Below are 14,280 nucleotides of genomic sequence, written 5' to 3' on the forward strand. Positions count from 1 at the left end.
CATGGGGGCCCCGATGAGGATCGTCTGCGTCGCCGGCGCGCGACCGAACTACATGAAGATCAAACCGGTGATGGACGCCCTGGAGGCGCGCGGCGCCGACGTGGTGCTGGTCCACACCGGGCAGCACTACGACGAGTCGATGAACGACGTCTTCTTCCGCGACCTCGGCATCCGGCCGCCGGACCGCTTCCTGGGCATCGGCTCCGGCAGCCACGCCGAGCAGACCGGGCGGGTGATGGCGGCGTTCGAGCCGCTGCTGGACGAGGTCGCCCCGGACGCGGTGGTCGTGGTCGGGGACATCAACTCCACGCTGGCCTGCGCCCTGGTCACGGCCAAGGCCGGGCCGCTGCTGGCGCATGTCGAGGCCGGGCTGCGCAGCCGCGACTGGGGCATGCCGGAGGAGGTCAACCGGGTCGCCACCGACCGGGTCAGCGACTACCTGCTCGCCTCCTCCCCCGACGCCGCCGACAACCTGCGCGCCGAGGGCTACCGCGAGGACCAGATCCACCTGGTCGGCAATGTCATGATCGACACCCTGTTCGGCAACCTGGACCGGGCCCGGCAGTCGGACGTGCTGGCCCGGCACGGGCTCAGCCGCGGCGGGTACGGCCTGGTCACCCTGCACCGTCCGGCCAACGTGGACGACCCGGAGGTGCTCACCGGGCTGCTCAAGGCGCTGGGCGAGATCGCCGGCCGCTGCCCGCTGCTGCTGCCGGTGCACCCGCGCGCGGCCGGGCGGCTGGCCGAACTCGGCGTCCCCGGCGGCATCACGCTGATCCCGCCGGCCGGATACCTGGACTTCATCGCACTGCAGGACTCGGCCCGGGTGGTGCTCACCGACTCCGGCGGGGTGCAGGAGGAGACCACGGCGCTGGGCGTGCCGTGTGTGACGCTGCGCGACAACACCGAGCGCCCGATCACGGTCGAGCAGGGCACCAACGTCCTGGCCGGACGCGATCCGCAACGCATCGTCAGCACCGTGCACGCGGTGCTGGACAGCCCGCCCGAGCCGCGCCGCCCGGCGCTGTGGGACGGGCACGCCAGCGACAGGATCGCCGCGGTGCTGCTGGACGGCGGAACCGCCGCGCAGCGGCTGCGGCCGACCGACCTGTCGGAGGGATGAAAGGGTGTTCAGCTGATCGGAGCCGACTCTATGCTTGATCACCGCATTGTCGTACGGGGCTGAGTAGGGGGAAAACCATGGATCTCGCCGAGATCGCACGGGTCATGCGCAGACGCTGGTATGTCCTGCTGCCCGGGCTGCTGGTCACCGCGGTACTGGTGGTCGGCGTCTTCCTGGTCGTACCGACCAAGTACCAGTCGCAGAGCACCGTCGAGCTGCTCAACTCACAGAAGGCGACCGTGGATTTCGACGGCAACCCCTTCCTGAGCACGCAGACCTCGCTCACCGGCATGGCCGACAGCCTGGCCCGCAACGTCAACTCGGACGCGGCCATCGCCGACCTCAAGTCGCAGGGCCTCACCGGCACCTATGTGGCGATGATCGCGGACAACGCGCAGGGCCCGCTGATGTGGCTCACCGTCACCGGCACCGACCAGGCCGCCGTGCTGAAGTCGGACCAGCTGCTGACCGCCTACACCGCGCAGCGGCTGCAGCAGTTCCAGGCGCAGCAGTCGGTCGCCGCCGACGCCATGATCCGGATGACCACCATCGTCCCGCCGCAGAACCCGGTGGCCCAGCTCAAGACCAAGATCGAGTACCTGATCATGGCCGGTCTGCTGGGGGTGGTGGTCAGTATGGTGGGCACCTTCTACGTCGAGGCCAGGCGGCGTCCGCAGCCGACGGTCCGCCCGGCCGACGACGAACTCGCCCCGGTCAGCGCCGAGGACGACGACGAGGACGAGGACGACGGCCCGGACGGGCAGCACGGCGCCGCCGGGGACGGCTCCGTCCCCGCGCCGCGACAGCAACGGCCACGACCACAGGACGAGGACATCGAGCAGCCGACGGTCCAGCTGGCGCTGCTCCAGTCCCATGAGCACGGGAACCAGAAGGGCGACCGGACCAAGGCCCCCTGGTTCTCGCCATGACCCTCACCTCGGACGAATCAGCCGACCAGGACTGGGAAGATCCGCCTCGGCCGGGCGACCCGGCCACGATCCCGATCAGGGTGCTGGACTCCTCCACCATCCCGATCCGGCTCATGGACAGCGCCACGATCTCGATGCGCGTCCTGCGCCCCGCACCGGCCGGGGAGCAGGACGCGGCGGACAGCCCCTCACTGGGGAAGCAGGTCCGCTCCGCCGCCCGGTGGAGTCTGATCAACACCGTGGTGATGCGGCTCGGCAACTTCGCCACCGGGATCATCCTGGCCCGGTTCGTGCTCGACCCGGCCGCCTGGGGCGTCTACGGCATCGCGCAGACCGTGCTGCTGGTGCTGCTGTCCGCGAACGAGCTGGGCATCGGCCTGGCCCTGGTCCGCTGGGACGGCGACCCGCGCCGGTTCGCCCCGACCGTGCTGACCCTGAGCACCGCCTCCAGTACCCTGCTCTATGTCGCGCTGTTCGCCGCCGCGCCGACCGTGGGCGGGATGCTGGGCTCGCCGCAGGCGGTCGGCGTGCTACGGGTGATGTGCCTGTGCGTGATCCTGGACGGCCTGTCCCAGGTGCCGTCGGGGTTTCTGACCAGGGCGTTCGACCAGCGCAAGCGCATGGTCATCGACGCCCTCAACTTCGTGCTGAGCACGGCCGTGACGCTGGTGCTGGCGTTCGCCGGGATGGGCGCGATGGCGTTCGCGCTGGGCTCGGTGGTCGGCAATGTGGCTGCGCTGATCGGCTTCTGCCTGGCGGCCCCCGGGACGCTGCGGTTCGGCTGGGACCCGGCGCAGGCCAGGGCGCTGCTGCGGTTCGGGCTGCCGCTGGCCGGGGCCAGCCTGCTGGCGCTGGGCGTGGTCAATGTGGACACCCTGGTGGTCGGTTCGACTCTGGGCAATGTGTCGCTGGGCTTCTACGTGCTGGCCTTCAACATCTCCGGCTGGCCGGTGCGGATCATCTCCGAGGCGGCCCGCCGGGTCTCCTTCGCCGGGTTCTCCCGGCTGGCCGAGTCCCCCGAGGCGCTGGCCAAGGGCTTCAGCCGGGCGCTGGGCGTGCTGGTCACCGGCACGGTGCCGCTGTGCGTGCTGCTGGGCGTGCTGGCCGGGCCGATCGTGGAGCTGGTCTACGGGAAGCAGTGGCATCCGGCGGCGGCGGCGCTGCCCTGGCTGATGGTGCTCGGCCTGGTCCGGATCGGCTGCGAGCTGGCCTACGACTGCCTGGTGGCGATCGGTCGGCGACGGCTGCTGATCACGGTCCAGGGGGTGTGGCTGGTGGTGCTGATCCCGGTGCTGATCGTGGCCGCCAGGACGCACGGCATCGTCGGCGTCTCGCAGGGCCATGTGCTGGTGGCCGGGGGCATCGTGGTGCCGGTGTTCCTCTGGGCATTGCAGCGCGGGGGCATCGGCGTCGGCTCGATCGCCAGGGCCACCTGCTGGTCGTTCCTCGGCGGGGCGGCGATGACCTTGTGCATCATGGTGCTGGAGCGACCGCTCGGGCATGACCTGCTCGCCCTGATGATCATGGGGGTGCTGTCCATGGTGCTCTACGGAGTCTGCGTGCTGCCCAGCATCGGCTACCTGCGCGGCACCGCCAAGGAGCAGAAGGGGGGCAAGCACGCTGCGAAGCGCCGAAGAAACGGATGAATCCCCCTACACACGGACAAGGTTGGCCGATGTTAAGAGCACGAGGGCGGATCCTGGCGACCGGGATCCTGCTCGCACTGGTTCTGGTGACGCTGGCGGTGGCCCTCTCCCGCGGCGGCGGGCCCGAGCGCACCACGGCAGGGCCGCCCGGTCCCAGTGCCGACGGGTCCGCCGGCACGTCCTCCGTGCAGGGCACCCCGTCCCCCGCACCGGGCAGCGACCCAGCGAAGATCGGCCAACCGGCCTCCACTCCGTCGCCCAGGCCCAGCACCGGCAAGCCGGCCGGCAGCGGAAAGGGCTCCTCGGTCTCCGGTGACGCGACCGGCCAGATCGTCGCCGGGGGCTTCCCCGACGCCAGCTCCACCGGGCCCCGGATCGCCCTCAAGCCGCACCACACCGGGGCGCTGAGCATCACCACCAACGGCACCGTGATCAGCGGCTGGGACATCACCGGCTCGCTGGACATCTATGCGAACAACGTCACCATCGTCGACAGCCGGGTCACCTCGGACAACTGGTGGGGCATCAACCTGCGGGCCGGGTTCAGCGGCCTGCGGATCCTGCACACCACCATCACCGGGCTGCCCGGACAGGGCCCGGACAACGGCGGCGAGGACTACGCGGTCTCCAACATGGGCGGCAGCTCGATCGAGGTCGGCTGGAGCAACATCTCCGAGTTCGGCAACATGCTGTCCATGGGCCAGGGCAACCTGCACGACAACTACCTGCACGACGTGTCCGAGTTCCGCAACCAGAGCGGCGGCTGGGAGCACGCCGACGCGGTGATCAGCGACGGCGGCAACACCGGCAGCCTGATCATCCGTCACAACACCCTGCTCAACCAGGTCGGCGTGGACCACGGCGCCAGCGGCAGCATCGGCCTGTTCGCCGACACCGGCACGGTGGCCAACAGCGTGGTGGACGGCAACTGGATCGCCGGCGGCTCCTACGCGCTGTACGGCGGGGGGCCCGGCGCGACCGGGATCCAGGTCACCAACAACATCTTCTCCACCCAGTTCCACCCCGACTGCGGCGAGTACGGTCCGGTCGCGGCGTGGAACGCGGGCGGCGCGGGGAACGTCTGGAGCAACAACAAGATGTCCGACGGCCGCACCGTGGTGCCCTCGTCCTGACTGCACGGAAGGTGACCATGCGCCGGATCGTCCGGGCTCCCTGGGAACTGCTCAAGCTGGTCTTCGGCTGGCTGGTGCTGTTCGAGGCCGCGAACAAGCTGCGGCTGGCCCCGTCGGCGGTCCGGCTGCGCCGCTTCGAGGACGCCGAGGTGCGGCGGCTGGCGCCGCTCACCGCCGACGCGCCGTCGGCTCTGGTCGCCACGGTCATCGCCACCCACCGCCGGCCCGAGGCGCTGCTGCACGCGATCCGCTCGGCGCTGACGCAGACCGAGGCGGACCAGGTGGTGATCGTGGTCGACGACGGCGCCGGGCTGCCCGAGCGGTCCCGGTTCCCGGACGACCCGCGGCTGTTCACCGTCTCGCTGTCGCGCAACTGCGGCACCGCCGGGGTGGTCCGCAACGTCGGCATCCGGCTCACCCGCTCCCGCTACACGGCCTTCCTGGACGACGACAACCTCTGGGAGCCGGACCACCTGGCCCGCGCCCTGGCCGCGCTGCGCGCCCCTGGCGGCCCGGACGGCGTCTACACCGCGCTGCGCCGGGTCCGCGCCGACGGCACCGAGCAGGATGTGCTCTCCGTCCCGTTCAGCCGCCGCCGCTCGGCGCGCGAGTCCTTCCTGGACACCAACGCCTTCGTCGCCCGCCGGACCCGGGCGCTGCACTTCAGCCGGCTCCGGCGCACCCCGGAGGTGCTCCCCCGCGAGGACTGGGAGCTCATCCGCCGCTACAGCCGCCGACACCGGGTCGCCCACCTCCCGGAGCCGACGGTCCGTTACCTGATGAACCCCGCCAGCTACTTCACTGCCTGGGACGAGCCGCCGGTCACGGTCCCGGGGTCGCCCGGAGCGCCGCCGAGCTGAGCAGGGCCGCGGCGGCGGCGCGGTTGGGGGCCCGGCCGAGGGCGGCCCGGGAGGTCTCCCGGAGCAGGACCGCGGCCCGGAAGGCCGCGCTGGAGGCGGCGCCGTGGCGGCGGCGGTGCAGCCGGACCCGGTTCAGCACCAGCAGGGTCCACAGCCTCGGCGAGACCTGGGACTCGCCGCCGAGGTGCACCGCCTCGGCCTCGGGGCGCAGCTGGGTGGCGTAGCCGCGGTCCCCGGCCCGCAGGCAGAACTCGGTCTCCTCGGAGTAGAGGAAGAAGGACTCGTCCCACGGCCCGCAGGCGGCCAGGCAGTCGGCGGAGAGCGCCATCAGCGCCCCGGTGGCCCAGTCCGCCCGGGTCGGCCGGTCGTAGGCGGCGGGATCGGTGACCAGCTCGCTCAGCCCGGGGAAGCGCCCGGCCCTGCGATTGCCGATGACCGCCTCGCCCAGCGCCCGGCCGACGCTGGACTCGCGGCGCAGCGAGTGCAGCGGGGCGTCCTCGCCGTCCTGGTAGAGCAGCGGGACGGTGATGCCGACGGTCGCGCCGTCCGGCAGCGCCGTGCCGAGCGCCGCGACCAGCGCGGGGGCGCAGCCGGGGCGCATCCGCACGTCCGGGTTGCAGACCAGGGCGGCCGAGTAGCCGCCGTCCCATGCGGCGGCGGCGCCGAGCGCGGCGTTGACCCCGGCGGCGTAGCCGGCGTTGCGGCCGGTCTGCACCACGACCGCGTCCGGGGCGAGGTCGCGGACCAGGGCGACGGTGTCGTCGGCCGAGTCGTTGTCGGCGACGACCAGCCGCCAGGGCAGGTCGCCCATGCCGTCCGGCAGCGCCGCCAGGAAGCCGGGGATCACCGCGGCGCTGTTCCAGGTGACCACCAGGACCGCGACAGGGGCGACGGGCGCGGGCTGAGCGGGCATCAGGAGTCCACCAGTTCGGGGGTGCGGGCGCTGACGGCGGGCGGGGGTGCGGTGTCCGCCCGGGAGGTGTCGGCGGCCTCCGCGGCCTCGCGGCGGATGAAGCCGAGGTAGCTCCCGCCCGCGGCCAGGACCAGGAAGAACATCCCGGCGAACATCGCGAAGCTCAGTGCGTCGAAGGTGGCGCTGATGACCAGCGCGACCAGCGAGGAGGCGAAGAAGGCCTGGCCCAGCTCGCGGTCGGACTCGGTCCTGGCCAGCCGCCGGATCGCACCGCCGTGGTGGATCCCGGTGCAGAACAGCACCAGCAGCGCCAGCACGCCGAGGCCGCCCATCTCGGCCATGGTCAGCATGTACTGGTTGTCGGTGAAGAAGTAGAGGTCCGGCATGAAGGTGCCGAACCCCCGTCCGAACAGCGGCCGGTCGACGATGTAGGGGACGATCTCGGCGTACTTCACGGTACGGGCCTGGGTGCTGCTGTCGGTGTTGGAGAAGAAGCTGGAGAACAGCCCGCTGATGGTGCCGATCAGCCCGGGGATGACCACCTTGAACGCGCCCAGCGCCCCGGTCAGCAGCCCCAGCGCGGCCCAGCGCCGGGCCGGCTTCCAGCGCGGCAGCATCACCAGGGCGACGATCACCGCGCCGATGATGGAGGTCCGGGAGACGGTCAGCGGCAGCGCCCCGCCCATCGCCACCACCGGTCCCCAGCGGCGCAGCAGGCTCGCGTGCCGGCGGACCGGGTCCAGCGCCTGGTGGATCGCGAAGGGGACCAGGATGGCCAGCATCCCGCCGAACTCCAGCGGCTGCGCGGTGGTGGAGCGGGGGCGGGTGAACGAGCCGCGGTCCATCGCCGAGATGCCGGTGACGCTGGAGTGCAGGCCGGGGATGGTGATCGAGTCGGCGATGTTGGTGGCGGAGAAGAAGTCGTAGTAGCCGAGCGCGGCGACCACGGTGCCCATGATCACCATCCGCCGCATCAGCACGTCCAGCCGGTCCCGGGTCTGGATCCCGGCGGAGACCAGCACCACCAGCGACACCCAGACCAGGAAGCCGATCAGGCCGCGGTCGGCGGCCAGCACCTCGGCGTGCGAGCTGTTGCGGGTCGCGTCGGCCAGGTAGGAGAACAGCACGGCCGCGCCGAGCAGGCACATCGCCAGCCGCGGCGAGCGGGTGCCGGGGGCCGGGACCAGCCGGTCGCTGAGCCAGTTGGCGATGTACCAGAGCAGCGCCAGCAGCGCGAAGACGTTGGCCGGGGTGCCGACCCCGCCGAGCGCGGGCAGGGCCAGGTCGGAGGGGATGAAGAAGGCCAGCGCCATGTAGACGGTGAGCAGCGCGGTGGCGTCGCGCGGGCGGCCGAGGAAGCCCCGGGCCGGGCGCTTCAGCGGCCAGGGGTTGATCCTGGCGCCGAAGAACGGCCGTCGGCGGCGGGCCAGCATGATGCTCTCGAAGACGAAGCAGAGCAGGAACCCGCCGGTGATGCCGACCACGATCACGCCCGCGACGTCCTGGATCTTGGTCTTGGACTGCGCCACCGGGGCCTGCGGCAGCACCACCGGGGTGGCCTGCACCAGGTAGGCGGGGGCGATCCCGGCCGCCGTCTGCAGCGCCTTGAGCTGGTCCCCGGCGAAGGCGGTGATGGTGTTGGTCTCCCGCAGCACCTTCGCCCGGTCGTGGCCGGTGACGGTGAGGGTGAGCAGCGGGCCCGAGGTGTTGCTGGCGAAGTCGACCGTGTAGACGTCGGTCACCCCGAGCGACTGCAGGTCCTTGGCGGAGTCGCTGGACTCCAGCGTCCGGATCAGCACGTCGGCGGTGACCACCAGCGAGCCGCCAGCGTTGGAGATGGGGTTGCCGTAGGTGGGCGCGAGCTTGGCGACGGCGGTGGAGTCCAGCAGCGCGACCGAGCTCTGCGACTCGTAGGACAGCGGCACCGTGCGGAACAGGTAGAAGCCGGCCGCCAGGCTGAGCACGGTGATCGGCACCATGAAGTACCAGCGCCTGCGCAGTACGGCGATGACCTCACTCAGGCTCATGGTCACTCCCCCGGCTCGATGTCGCGGTCCGCTCCCCCCGGAGCCCCGGGCCAGCATAGGCTGCCGCCTGGGAGTACCGGTACCGAGGGAAGGACGTCACGTGTCGCCTGCCGAGCTGGTCCGCACGCTGCTCAGGCGCTGGTACGTCCTGTTGCTGGCGCTGCTGCTGACCGCTGCCGGGGCCTACCACGTGCTGAAGCCCACTCAGCTGTACCTGAGCACGGCCGTGGTCGTGCTGAAGCCGCCGGTGACCGGGAACCAGCCGAACCAGTTCGCCAATCTGCAGCCGACCCTGGCCGCGGTCTCCTACGCGGTGATCCAGCAGATGGAGTCCCCGGCCGGGGAGGCCGAGCTGGACGCCGCCGGGGTCGCCGGGACGTACCACCTGGTGCCGCGGAACAGCGGCACCAGCGCGACCCCGCACTATCTGATCCCGACCCTGCAGGTGCAGTCGGAGCTGACCGATCCGGCCACCGCGGACGGCACCGTGCAGAAGATCATCGCCATCTACACCACGCATGTCGACCAGTTGCAGTCGGCGCACCGGATCGCCGAGGCCTCCCGGATGAGCGTGGACGTGCTGGTTCCCGCCAGCGCGGTCGAGGTGCACGGCACCAAGAGCCGCGGGCTGGCCGGGACGGCGCTGCTGGGCCTGGGCGGCGGCGTGCTCGCGGCGCTGTGGACCGACCGCTGGGCGAAGCGGCGGCGGCTGCGCCGGGTAGGAGAGGGGTCGACGGACCATCAGATGCCCCGCCGCTCCCAGGACTTCCACCAGAACCACTCGCGGGCCCGGTCCGCCACCGCGGACAGCACCAGCGGCTGAAGCCAGGGCATGGCCCGGGTCCCGATCCGCTGCCGCAGCCGCAGCGCCCGGTACTCGGGCAGCGCGGTGAAGCCGTCCGGCAGGCAGTCCTCGGCGAAGGCCAGCAGTTCACCGACCGGGACCAGGTCGGTCCGGCCGCGGTCGTAGGCGCGGTAGGCGCGGCGCAGCGCGAACCGGGCCAGCCGGGTGTGCACCTCCGCCGACAGCCGTTCGGCCTGCGGCAGCCGGTCGCCGCACTTGGCGAGCACCGACTCGAAGGCGATCCGGCGCTGCCGCAGGTCGTCCAGCTGCCCGCCGAAGTCGGTGGTGGACATGTTGTTGCCGTGCACCCGGTAGAAGGCCTGGTCCGCGCCCTGGACGTAGCCGACGTCGGCGTGCGCCGCCAGCCGCATCCACATCTCGATGTCGCCCGCGTGCGGCAGCGCCGGGTCGTAGCCGCCGACCTCGCGCTGCAGGCTGGTCCTGACCACCACCTCGGGCGAGGTGATGCAGCCGGTGCCCTCGCGGAAGCGGCGCTCCAGCCACCAGTGGCCGGGGTAGACCACGCTGCCGGTGCCGCTGGTGCGGGCGGCCGGGAGCGGCCCGCCGTGCTGGAACCGGAGCGGCCTGCCGTAGGCGAAGCCGGCCTCCGGGTGGGCGTCCAGCAGGGCCGCGGCGCGCACCAGCGCGCCGGGGACCAGCCGGTCGTCGGCGGAGAGCAGGGCCACGTAGTCGCCGTCGGCCCACTCCAGCAGGCCTTCGTTGTAGGTGGCGATGTGGCCCTTGTTGGTCTCGTGCACCCGGACCTCGATCCGGGGGTCGGCGGCGGCCAGCTTGCGGGCGACCGCCGCCGAGTCGTCGGGTGACGCGTCGTCGATGATCAGCACCTTGACGTCCAGCCCCTCCTGCTCGTCCAGGACGCTGCGCACGCAGTCCGCCAGGAAGTGGCCGTACTTGTAGCAGGGGATGACGACGCTGAGGGTGCTCATGGTCTGTGGAGCCAATCCCCGGGCGGCCTCGGGGGAGGCGGCCCGTTACCGCTGGGCCGCCTCCCCCTGACCGCACCGGTGGGTGCGGGCTGGAAACGTGGTTGCTGTGCTGGTCAGGCCCTAGAAGAAAGGCGTGACCCCGTGCGGGAAGCGGATCCTGGCCGTCGCCGACGGCTGCGAGGCCGGGGCCCCGCTGCCGGCCGAGCCCGGGGCCGCCGGTCGCCCGGTGGTGCTCTTGAGGGTCGCGGTGAAGGACTTCACGGTGTGTCCGTGCTTGTCCTTCGCCGTGATGACCAGCTTGTACTTGGCGCCGTAGGGCATCGGTGCGGAGAGCCGGAAGGTCGCCCGGTGGGTGGCCTTGTCGTAGGAGAGGACCCCGGGAACCGTGGTCGCCCCCGCTCCCGACTCGGTGCTGACGTGCCCGACCAGGGTGGTGACCACGGCCTTCACCGTCGCCGGGACGGTGTCGGCGGGCAGGGTGACCACCGTGGCCGCGGGTGCGGCCGCGGCGAGCGAGCGCGCGCCCTCGGTCATGGTGCCGTTCAGGCCGGACGGCGCCGTGGTGGTGATGATCGGCGCGACCCAGTAGTTCGCCGACCCGGCCGAGCCGGTCGGGAAGGCGGAGGTGGACCCGTACGCGTACAGGCCGTTGGATCCGCCGCTGCCGTCGGCCGGTGCGGTGAGCGGGTAGGACTGGTGCGCACCGCCGAAGTAGCCGCCGTCCACGGAGTAGTTGCCGTTGGGCGCGTGGTAGGAGGCGACGTAGCTGGTGCCCGCGGTGATCGCCACCGGGGTGTCGAAGGTGAGCGTCTGCCAGCCGGTGGCGCTCTCCCCGCTGAAGGTGCCGGTGGCCAGCAGTGCGCCGGTGGACGACCAGAGGTTGCCGGAGTGCGTGCCGGTGTTGCCCGCGCCCTTGTAGAAGGTCACTCCGGTGACCCAGCCGTCGACCGCCGACTGGAACCGCACGCCGAGTTCCAGCGAGTTGGCGTCGCCGGTCTCGTCCACGGTGCTCGGCACGGTGCTGCTCGGCCACAGGCTGCACGGGCAGGTGACCGCGGGCGGGGTCGCGCTGGTGGTGAACGACCAGGTGGTCGGCGCCGTCATCGCGTTGCCCCACAGGTCCGAGGTCTGGACCGAGGCGGTGTAGGTGGTGTTCAGCGCCAGTTCGGTGGACGGGGTGAAGGTCGCCGTCTTGCCGGCGGTGACCACCGTGCTGCCGGGGACGCTGTTGCCGCTCGCGTCCTTGAGGCCGAAGACCAGGGTGCCGCTGTCGATGCCCTCGTTGAAGGTCGCCGACACCGGCGAGGTGATGGCGACCCCGGTGGCCGCGGAGGCCGGGGTGGTGCTGCTGACCGAGGGCGGGGTGGTGCTGGCGGTGGAGGTGTCCAGGACTGCGTCCACCCAGTAGTTGCTGCCGGTCGACGCCGAGGACGGGAAGCCGCCGCCGGTGCCGTAGTGGTAGACGCCGTTGCCGCCGTCGGTGCCGGACTGCAGGGCGGTCAGCGGGGCCACGCCGGCCGCGCTGTTGGTGAAGTAGCCGCCGTCGTAGGAGTAGCCGCCGTTGGGGGCGTAGTACGAGGCGATGTAGGTGGTGTTGGTCTTGATCGGCACGGGTGAGTCGAAGGTCAGCTGCTGCCAGCCGGACGCCGTCTCGTTGGTGAAGGTGCCGGTCGCCAGCAGGGTGCCGGTGCTGCTCCACAGGCTGCCGGTGTGGGTGCCGGTGTTGGCTGCCGACTTGTAGAAGCGGACGCCGGTGATCGAGCCGGGGACCGAGCTGCGGATCTTGACGCCCAGTTCGATCGCGCTGCCGTCACCGCCGTTGACGGTGCCGGGGACGGCGGAGCCGGGCCAGACCGTGCAGGGGCACTGCTGGCCGCCGACGGTCAGCGGGACGGTGGTGACCGCGCCGATGTTGACGCTGTCGTCCACCGCGCGGACCTTGACGGACGCCGGGCCGGTGGTGGTCGGGGTCCAGGAGTAGGTCCAGGAGTTCAGACCGGTCGCCGGGCTCCAGGTGCTGCCGCCGTCGGTGGAGACCTCCACCCGGGCGACCACGCCGCCGCCGGTGTCGGCCGCGGTGCCGCTGATGGTGACCGGCTTCTGCACCGGCACGGTGACGTTGGACGCGGGGGTGGTCACGGTGACCGTCGGCCCGGTGGTGTCGGTGGACTGCGTCGCGGCGACCAGGCCGCTCTGCAGGGTCAGCGGCTGGATGCCCATGTCGGCGATGATGTTGACGGTCGCCTGCTGCATCCGCTTGTCGGCGGTGACCACCGCGTCGGCCGGGTTGCTGGTCGGGACGTTGGTCAGGCCCCAGGACCACTGCACCGTGCCGGAGCCGAAGACCAGGGCGTGCGAGGTCGGGTCGCGGAACTCGACCAGGCTGTGGGTCGCGGTCCCGCTGCCGTAGATGTTGCCGTAGTCCTCGCGGTAGGTGCCGTCGGCGACGTTGACCGTGGTGGACGACAGGTCGATCTCGCCGGAGGGCCTGGTGGCGTTGTCGAAGTCGCTGTCCCACTCGTAGCCCAGCGTCCCGGTCGGGAAGGTGGCGGTCTGCGTGGAGGTCAGGTTGGCGACCGTGGTGTTGCGCCAGATCCGGTTCTTGGCGAAGGATCCGGGCACGGTGATCGCGTCACTGCGGTAGCCGTTCACCTGGAACAGCGAGCCGGTGAGGATGTTCTGCGGTTGGAACAGACCGGTCTTGGCGATGCTGCCCGGGTCCAGGAAGGCCCCGGTCCAGGTGCTGCTGGGGTCGGGTATGCCGTCCGGGGCCGGGAGTTCGAGCTTGGTCTCCTTGTAGGTGACCAGGGTCCGGTTCGGGGTGCTGGTGCCGTCGATGCTGGGGGCGAACCGGGTCTCCCAGGAGACCTCGTTGCCGCTGAAGAAGCTCTCGTTGACCCCGGCCTGACGGGCCGCCAGCACGTTGTTGAACTGGCTCTGGGTCCAGTACTCGTCATGGCCGGAGGACATGAACATCTTGTGGTTCAGCAGATCGGCCGGCCTGGTCGCGGTGTCGAGCCCGGACAGGTAGCTGACGTCGTAGCCGTTCTGCTCCAGCCAGGAGATCATCTCGAACTCGGAGCCGTAGACGCCGTTGTCGCCGCCGATGTCCAACGGGCGGTTGTAGCTGACCTGGTAGGCGCGGCCGTCGGGCGCGGGCCCGGCGCCCTGGTAGAGGTTCTGGCCGCCCCACATATTGTAGGCCTGCCAGGTCTCGTCGTCGGTCTGCACCACGATGTCGGAGTGGCTGCTGTCGTTGCGGACCACGAACGGGTACGGCATCACGCCGTTGCCGTCAGCCTGGTCGAAGTTGGCGATGTAGAGGCCGGAGACGGCGTCGCTGGGCACCGTGAAGGTGGCTGTGACCGGCCAACTCCCGCAGTCCACCAGGCCGGTGCCGGTGTCGTGGGCGCAGTTCAGCGGCTTGCCGTCGGGCACGCCGTCGTTGACCACGGTGTCGATCGGGCTGCCGGCCGTGCCGTTCTTGGTGAAGTTCGCCGGGTAGGTCGCCGCCGCCTGCGCGGCGGTGGAGATCTCCCGGCCGCCGTCGCCGCCGTAGTAGCCGAGCCGGTAGACCTCGACGTGGTACGGGGTCGGCGACTGGATCTTGAACTGGACCGTGTCGCCCGGCTGGACGCTCTCGGCGGTGGAGAAGCCCTGGACGTTGCCGTAGGCGTTGGGCGCGAACCAGTCGGACATCGGCGAGCCCGGCTTGGAGTTCTCGCAGACGATCGGATTGCTGCCGGACCCGCAGGGGTCGGCCGACGCACTCGCCGCCCAGGTCATCGGGAGTACGGCTGTCACCAGAGCTGCGACCACGGCGAAGAGCCCGCCTTGGAGGAGTCTGCTCCTTCTGAA

General features: G+C 71.4%; 10 protein-coding genes. 6 read left to right on the top strand and 4 right to left on the bottom strand.

Annotated elements, in window-relative coordinates; translation table 11 throughout:
• Position 1 precedes the first annotated feature (1 nt).
• From wecB to ACEZDE_RS23745, 5 genes are all read left to right on the top strand, one after another.
• Positions 2-1,123 (top strand): non-hydrolyzing UDP-N-acetylglucosamine 2-epimerase, encoded by a 1,122-nt coding sequence (gene wecB / locus ACEZDE_RS23725; protein WP_380539229.1) that lies wholly within the window; start codon positions 2-4, stop codon positions 1,121-1,123.
• Positions 1,124-1,200: 77 nt separating this feature from the next.
• Entirely contained in the window at positions 1,201-2,052 is an 852-nt protein-coding gene (locus ACEZDE_RS23730; protein WP_380539232.1) for a chain length determinant protein, read from the top strand.
• Complete coding sequence (locus ACEZDE_RS23735) at positions 2,049-3,698, top strand: lipopolysaccharide biosynthesis protein (RefSeq protein WP_380539235.1); 1,650 nt, start codon at positions 2,049-2,051, stop codon at positions 3,696-3,698. Before ACEZDE_RS23730 ends, ACEZDE_RS23735 begins: the two co-directional genes overlap by 4 nt.
• A gap of 29 nt (positions 3,699-3,727) precedes the next feature.
• On the top strand, positions 3,728-4,831 hold the full coding sequence (locus ACEZDE_RS23740) for a hypothetical protein (RefSeq protein WP_380539238.1): 1,104 nt from the start codon (positions 3,728-3,730) through the stop codon (positions 4,829-4,831).
• A gap of 17 nt (positions 4,832-4,848) precedes the next feature.
• Entirely contained in the window at positions 4,849-5,691 is an 843-nt protein-coding gene (locus ACEZDE_RS23745) for a glycosyltransferase family 2 protein (RefSeq protein WP_380539241.1), read from the top strand.
• Here the strand turns inward: ACEZDE_RS23745 and ACEZDE_RS23750 are convergent.
• Both ACEZDE_RS23750 and ACEZDE_RS23755 read right to left on the bottom strand, forming a co-directional pair.
• A complete protein-coding gene (locus tag ACEZDE_RS23750) occupies positions 5,654-6,604 on the bottom strand; it encodes a glycosyltransferase family 2 protein (protein WP_380539244.1) in 951 nt (316 codons plus the stop codon). The two genes, ACEZDE_RS23745 and ACEZDE_RS23750, sit on opposite strands and share 38 nt — an antisense overlap.
• On the bottom strand, positions 6,604-8,631 hold the full coding sequence (locus ACEZDE_RS23755) for an O-antigen ligase family protein (protein WP_380539247.1): 2,028 nt from the start codon (positions 8,629-8,631) through the stop codon (positions 6,604-6,606). The genes ACEZDE_RS23750 and ACEZDE_RS23755 overlap by 1 nt, the downstream gene beginning before the upstream one ends.
• A 100-nt stretch (positions 8,632-8,731) precedes the next feature.
• Here ACEZDE_RS23755 and ACEZDE_RS23760 point away from each other — a divergent pair, with 100 nt between their 5' ends.
• A complete protein-coding gene (locus ACEZDE_RS23760; protein WP_380539250.1) occupies positions 8,732-9,454 on the top strand; it encodes a hypothetical protein in 723 nt (240 codons plus the stop codon).
• Here ACEZDE_RS23760 and ACEZDE_RS23765 read toward each other — a convergent pair.
• Positions 9,373-10,422, bottom strand: a complete 1,050-nt coding sequence (locus tag ACEZDE_RS23765) for a glycosyltransferase family 2 protein (RefSeq protein WP_380539253.1) — start codon at positions 10,420-10,422, stop codon at positions 9,373-9,375. The two genes, ACEZDE_RS23760 and ACEZDE_RS23765, sit on opposite strands and share 82 nt — an antisense overlap.
• A gap of 120 nt (positions 10,423-10,542) precedes the next feature.
• A complete protein-coding gene (locus tag ACEZDE_RS23770; protein WP_380539256.1) occupies positions 10,543-14,226 on the bottom strand; it encodes a DUF4082 domain-containing protein in 3,684 nt (1,227 codons plus the stop codon).
• Positions 14,227-14,280 lie beyond the last annotated feature (54 nt).

Source organism: Streptacidiphilus cavernicola (genome assembly GCF_042510955.1).
GTDB classification, from domain to species: Bacteria; Actinomycetota; Actinomycetes; order Streptomycetales; family Streptomycetaceae; genus Streptacidiphilus; species Streptacidiphilus cavernicola.

Excerpts from the sequence above, each read along its gene's own strand:
- wecB (WP_380539229.1), top strand. The coding sequence starts at position 2 with ATGGGGGCCCCGATGAGGATCGTCTGCGTCGCCGGCGCGCGACCGAAC.
- ACEZDE_RS23730 (WP_380539232.1), top strand. The coding sequence starts at position 1,201 with ATGGATCTCGCCGAGATCGCACGGGTCATGCGCAGACGCTGGTATGTC.
- ACEZDE_RS23735 (WP_380539235.1), top strand. The coding sequence starts at position 2,049 with ATGACCCTCACCTCGGACGAATCAGCCGACCAGGACTGGGAAGATCCG.
- ACEZDE_RS23740 (WP_380539238.1), top strand. The coding sequence starts at position 3,728 with ATGTTAAGAGCACGAGGGCGGATCCTGGCGACCGGGATCCTGCTCGCA.
- ACEZDE_RS23745 (WP_380539241.1), top strand. The coding sequence starts at position 4,849 with ATGCGCCGGATCGTCCGGGCTCCCTGGGAACTGCTCAAGCTGGTCTTC.
- ACEZDE_RS23750 (WP_380539244.1), bottom strand. The coding sequence starts at position 6,604 with ATGCCCGCTCAGCCCGCGCCCGTCGCCCCTGTCGCGGTCCTGGTGGTC.
- ACEZDE_RS23755 (WP_380539247.1), bottom strand. The coding sequence starts at position 8,631 with ATGAGCCTGAGTGAGGTCATCGCCGTACTGCGCAGGCGCTGGTACTTC.
- ACEZDE_RS23765 (WP_380539253.1), bottom strand. The coding sequence starts at position 10,422 with ATGAGCACCCTCAGCGTCGTCATCCCCTGCTACAAGTACGGCCACTTC.